This window comes from Gordonia gummivorans (assembly GCF_022513585.1).
Taxonomy (GTDB): domain Bacteria; phylum Actinomycetota; class Actinomycetes; order Mycobacteriales; family Mycobacteriaceae; genus Gordonia.
On sequence record NZ_JAKWBF010000109.1, the window covers coordinates 1 to 257 of the forward strand.

Genomic DNA, 257 nt, shown 5'->3' on the forward strand with positions numbered 1-257 from the left:
GGGTGCCGGTGCTGCTGACGGCGTCGAGGTGGCTGGTGTCGACTTCACCCCGTTTGATCCAGGACTGAGTGCGGCACAACTAGACCTCTATCTGACAGTGAATTCCGGTGATGGCGAACAGGATTGGGTCCTGGACCTGACGTACGCGACGGACATCTTCGACGAGCCGCGAATCCGAGGACTCCTGACAACCCTGACCGGCGTGCTTGATCGTGTTCTGGCTGATCCGTCGACGTTGATTGGTGATTTGCCGATTT

General features: G+C 58.4%; 1 protein-coding gene. It reads left to right on the forward strand.

The features are described from left to right. Nucleotides 1-28 precede the first annotated feature (28 nt). Nucleotides 29-257, forward strand: a 229-nt coding sequence (locus MKW15_RS24330; RefSeq protein WP_240862983.1) for a hypothetical protein, incomplete at its 3' end; no start/stop codon positions are given.